Origin of the sequence: Nocardiopsis protaetiae, from assembly GCF_045446735.1 — a bacterium.
Taxonomy (GTDB): Bacteria; Actinomycetota; Actinomycetes; order Streptosporangiales; family Streptosporangiaceae; genus Nocardiopsis; species Nocardiopsis protaetiae.
Genome location: NZ_JBJJBV010000372.1, coordinates 1 through 5408, shown reverse-complemented (window position 1 = coordinate 5408; position 5408 = coordinate 1). Strand labels below are relative to the sequence as shown.

General features: G+C 74.1%; 3 protein-coding genes and 1 pseudogene. 3 read left to right on the top strand and 1 reads right to left on the bottom strand.

Translation table 11 applies throughout. The features are described 5' to 3' along the window. Positions 1-388 (bottom strand): annotated as a pseudogene (locus ACJOT3_RS32145) (hypothetical protein); the annotation flags it as partial. Positions 389-812: 424 nt separating this feature from the next. On the opposite strand from ACJOT3_RS32145, the gene ACJOT3_RS32140 reads away from it, so the two are divergent. The 3 genes from ACJOT3_RS32140 to ACJOT3_RS32130 form a co-directional block, all read left to right on the top strand. Continuing rightward, positions 813-1229: a hypothetical protein gene (locus ACJOT3_RS32140; protein ID WP_406976898.1), complete on the top strand. Its 417-nt coding sequence runs from the start codon at positions 813-815 to the stop codon at positions 1227-1229. A gap of 81 nt (positions 1230-1310) precedes the next feature. Beyond that, positions 1311-3665, top strand: a complete 2355-nt coding sequence (locus ACJOT3_RS32135; RefSeq protein WP_406976897.1) for a CRISPR-associated protein — start codon at positions 1311-1313, stop codon at positions 3663-3665. Between the two features lie 264 nt (positions 3666-3929). Next, positions 3930-5408: alpha/beta fold hydrolase (locus ACJOT3_RS32130; RefSeq protein ID WP_406976896.1), on the top strand; the 1479-nt coding region annotated here is incomplete at its 3' end.

The following is a 5408-nucleotide window of genomic DNA, read 5'->3' as shown; positions in this document are numbered from 1 at the left end:
GGGGCCGCTCGGAGAACGCGCAGCGCACCCGCCCGTCGGCGGCGGGCTGGGGGTAGACGTGGCGCAGGTTCTTGTAGGACCGGTCCCGGCGCACGTCGTCCAGGGCATCGCGAAGCCGGTGCGCGGCGGTCCGGTCGACCGCCTCCCCGACGGGCGCGGCGCGCCTCATGCGCACGGCGATGACACCGTCGGGATCGCCGCCGTGGTCCGGGCACGGGCAGTGCTCGGCGCACAGGTCGACGTAGTCGCAGAACTGTTCGGCGTGGCCCGAGCAGCCCTGTGCCGTTCCGTCCGCGGAGCAGGGCCCGCACCCCAGGACGCGCGTGAAGACGCGCAGGAAGGCGGCGGAGCCGAACAGCTCCCAGGCGGAGCAGTGGTGCGTGCTCACGAACTCTTCTCCCCGGGTGGTCCGGGGCCGGGTCGCTTCCCCAGCCCTCCGGAGAAGCGTGTGCGAGTACGTGAGACCTCAGGTGGCACTCCCGAGTCAACGGGAGACCTGGTAACAAACTATGACCGACGCGACTGAACTGTCAATTCTCGACCCTGGTCCTCAACGCATATAAATCCATTGAGATGGCCATCAAATGGACTTTGGAAACAATGGCCACTGGAGGCACAGGTGGAGGAGTCGGTGAAGGGGCAGGGGGAACCGGGGGCGTGCGGGTGGCATACGGGCGGCATGCGGGTGACATGCGGCCGGCATGTCGCTCCCGGTCCTTGATCGTTCCTGTCCGAGAGACTGCGGTGAGGCCCTGGAAGGGGTGGACGCGGCCGCGGGGGACGCGTCGCGAGAGAGGAACGGAGGTCGCCGGATGCCGGTGCGCAACCTGACGCCGCATGTGGTGACAGTCGTGGACGACGAGGCGAAGGTCATCGGCAGGTGGCCCGGCGCGGAGGATCCCGCCAGGGTCGAGGCCGAGCGGGTGCCCGTGGGACACCTGGACGACTCCACCTGCCCGGGGCCGGTGCCGCTGATCGCCGAACGGCGCACCCGGGCCAATCTTCCCGAGCCGAAACCCGGGGTGTGGCTCATCGTCTCGTCCGTGGTCGGCTTCGCCCACCCCGAGCGCGACGACCTGCTGATCCCCTCCGACCTGGTCAGGGACAATACCGGCGTGGTCACCGCCTGCCGATCGTTCGTGGTCAGCGGGCGGCGGCCGCAGAAACCGCCCGTGTCGAACAAGAGGAAAGGGGTCGGCCGAATCGACGGAACGACAAAACGGGCATAACTGGTCCGAGCATCATCTTTACCCACGGTATAGCGTTGTCCCCCACGAAACGAACAACGCCCCCGTGTGGAAAAGGACGCCGTGGACACTCCCCGCGTCGCCGTCGTGCTGGTCGGCCGCAACCCCACCCCGGCCCTGCTGTCCTCGCTCGCCCTGCCGGCCGACCGGATCGTCCTGCTGAGCAGCGACGGCACCCGCCGCCTGGCCGAACGCGCGGCCGCCGCGCTGGCCCGGCTCGCCCCCGACCGCACCGTCCGGGTGGAGGGGGTGGGACCCGACCCGCACGACCCGGCCGGGGTCGCGGCCGCCCTGGACCGGATCCGCCGCGACCACGGCACCGCCCCCCGCCACCTCGACTACACCGGGGGCACCACGGTCATGAGCGTGGTCGCGGCCCTGCACCGGTACGGGGGCGGGGCCGGTGGCGGGACCAGGACCGAGGGCGGGGGCGAGACCAGGACCGGAGGCGGGGACGGGGGTGAGGCCGGGACCGGGGCCCGGGCCGGGGTCCATGTGGACGCGGAGCCGCGGGTCCCGGCGCCGCGCTGCCACTACCTCGATCCCGCCTCCGACCTGCTGCGCCCCGTCGACCCCGCCGAACCGCCGCTGCCGATCGCCGACGACGGCATCGACCTGGGCGTCCTCGCCGAGCTCCACGGCGCCCGCTGGCTCTCCGACCGCGACCCCGCCACCGTGCGCGCCGCCCTGCGCGGTGGCGCCCGCGCCCTGCGCGAGGCCTTCCCCGGCCTGCACCCCACCGAGGTGCGCGGGGCCGTCAACGAGGCCGAGGTGCTGCGCCACCTGCGGCGCATCACCCGGGACCGGGACGGTGTGGAGGTGCTGGGGCCGCGCCGGGTCGCCGACCCGCGCCACCCCGCCGACTCCATCGCCGACTTCGACGCCCTGGTCCGGTTCCGGCACCGGGTGCTGTGTGTGGAGGTCAAGAGCGGGGCGGAGGAGGTGGTCGCCCGCGCCGGGTGGACCGTCGCCAAGGCCCGGCGCGTGTTCGGCAACATCGCCAAGGTGCTGTTCGTCCACGCCGGGCCCGCGGTGCCCGGGCTGCGCGAGCGCATCGCGGCGCACAACCCCGCGCTGAGTTCCTCCCAGGTCCAGGTGTGGAGCCTGGACGACCTGCGCGCCCGCCTGACCGACGCGGAGTCGCTGCGCAAGGCGTTCTTCCCCGGGCAGGCCGGGTCGGTGACGGGTGCGGCGCGGGGGCCGGCGGTGCCGGGGGCGGTGCCGGTGAAGCGGGCCGTGGAGCCGCCGGTGACGCGGCCGGCGGAGCCGATGCCCCGGTCCGTGGCCCGTACGGTGGCACCGGCCGCCCCGGTGTGCACGGTGACCGCGTCCTCCGCGGCGCCCATCCTGGTCACCGCGCTGGGCAGCAGCCGCCTGGGGCTGCTGTCGGCCGTGCACGCCCACCGGCCCGAACGCGCCCTGCTGCTCTCCTCCCGCCAGGGGGTGCGCGCGGGCGTGCGCGAGGCGGCGGCGCGCGCCCTGTACGCCGCCGAACACCCCGGTGCCCCGGTCCCGGACACGGACGGGCTGCGCGCCTCGGGACACCGCGACCGCATCCGGTTCGCCGCCGACCCGGTGGACGGCTCCAGCGCCGGATCCGTCGCCGACGCCGCGCACACCTGGATCGAGGGGATGCGCGCCGAGGACCCCGGACGGCCGGTGGTCGTGGACGTCACCACCGGCACCAAGGCGATGAGCCTGGGCCTGGCCCTGGCCGCCCGCCGCTCGGGGGCGTGCGTCGCCTGCCAGGTGGTGCGCGACCGCACGGTGATCTGCCTGACCCACGGCGGGGCCGCCGTCCAGGACCGGGCGGTGGTGGACTGGTCCCTCGTCCTGGACGGGTACGCGCCGCTGACCGGCCCCCTGGCCGACGCGGTGTGCCCGCAGGGCGCCGCGCAGGTCGACGTCCCCCTGGTGGCGGCCGCCGCCGAACACCTGGTCCGCGCGGCCGGCGGCCCGGTGGGGATGTGGGTCGACCGCTCCCTGGCCGACCCGCGGACCGCCGACACGGCCCGGGAGCGCCCCGTGCTGGTGCTCACCTTCGACGACCGCGCCCTGGGCCTGGCCGCCCCCGCCTGGAGCCGCCCCGTCCGCTCGGGCGCGGTCCGCAGGGTGAGCCGGGGCGCCTGGGCGCAGAGCGTCTCCGCGGCCACCGGCCACCTCAACCTGCGCTGCGACGTGGCCGGCAAGGTGATGGCGCTGACCCGGCCGGGCGGCGACGTGGGGCGGGCCGCCGAGCTGGTCGCCTGGATCACCCACGAGGAGCCGGAGGAGGACGGCGGGGGCGGCTCGGGTGGGGAGGGCGGCGGGAACGGCGGGAGCGGCTGGGGGTTCGGGGACCCGCAGCGGCCGGTGCTGGTGGTCGCCGACCCCGCGGCGCCGCCCGACCTGTGGGACACCGACGTCAGCACCCTGTGAGGGGCGGGTGTGGAGGAGGCGGGCGTCGCGGGTGGATGCTGCGGCGGGCGCGGGCGCGGGCGCGGGCGCGGGTGGCGGGCGCAGACGCGGGTGTGGCGGGTAGGTGCTGCGGCGGGCGCGGGTGTGGCGGGTGGGCCTGGTGGTGCTTATGTCCTCTTTGTTATCGAAGGGCGCCAACCGACGGCTTTCCGTTTCCGTCCATGAAGGATGACCACATCCCCCTTCTTCTCGGCGCGGCCCCCGCGCAGGAAACGGAGCCCCGCCATGCGGGACGCGACACGGCTCCTCGCCGTGACCCTGGCCCTCCTCCTCACCACGGGGTGCGCGATCCTCCCGTTCGTCCCCACCCCGACCGAGGTCGCCGAGGCCCTGACGGGGGACCGGACGGGGAACGCGAGCGGCGTCGCCGACCGGTTCACCGACCAGCGGATCCTCTGGTACCCCTGCTACAGCAGGGAGGAGGCCCGCGAGGGCCACCAGTGGGGCGCCGACCCTAGCTGGCTGCGCGAGCTCGAATGCGGCACCCTCCTGGTCCCCCTCGACCACTCCGACCCCCAGGGCCGCTCCCTGCGCCTGGCCGTGATGCGCGCCCCCGCCGACGGCCCGCCCGAGGAACGCATCGGCTCCCTGGTGATCAACCCCGGCGGACCCGGCGGATACGGCATCGAGACCCTGTACTACCGGCCGTTCTCCGACGAGATCCGTGTCTCCTTCGACCTGGTGTCCTTCGACCCGCGCGGCGTCGGCGCCAGCCACGGCCTGGCCTGCGGTGACTGGGAGGCCCTGTACGCCGAGATCGACGCCGCCGTCGCGGTCGGGGCCGACGACCTGACCGAGGACGGGCTCGCCGCCCTGGACGGGCGGGCACGCGCCTACGCACAGGACTGCGTCGACGAGGCGGGGGAGGAGTTCCTCGCCGCCATGGGCACCGTCAACGTGGTCCGCGACCTCGAACTCCTGCGCCGGGCACTCGGCGACGACGCCCTCACGTACGTCGGCTACTCTTACGGCACGCACATCGGTGCCCTGTACGCGCACCTGTACCCCGAGACCTCCCGCGCCCTGGTCCTGGACGGCGGCGTCGAGACCGACCACACCAACGCCGAGGCCGCCTATGAGCAGGCCGTCGGCTTCCAGGAATCCTGGGAGCACTTCGCCGAGTACTGCGTGTCCAGCGCGGACATGTGCCCCTTCGACACGGCCGACGGCGCCGGGCCGCTCATGGAGGACGTCCTGGACGGCCTGGACGAGGACCCCTACGAGATCGACGGGTGGCGGATCGACGCCGCCGCGTTCATGGACCTGGTCTCGGCCTCCCTGTACGACGAGTACAACTGGGACATCCTGGACGACGTCCTGTACGCCCTCGACACCGGTGAGGGGGGACAGAACCGGCTCCAGTGGTTCTACGACACCGTCTACTACACGTACACCGAGGACGAGGAGGAGCAGGCGTACTTCGACCAGGAGTCGCTGGCCACGATGACCGCGGTCAACTGCGCCGACCGCGCCGACCCGGTCGACCTCGGGACCTACCTGGAGACGGCCCGCCGCGAGGCCAGGGACGCACCCCTGTTCGCGGGCAACGTGTGGTTGCAACTGCCGTGCGCGTACTGGCCCGAGACCGAGGAGGCGCCCACCGGCTTCACCGCCCCCGATGCCCCGCCGCTGGTGGTCGTCGGCACGGTGGCCGACCCCGCCACCCCCTACGCCTGGTCCCGGGAGCTGACCGACCAGCTGGAG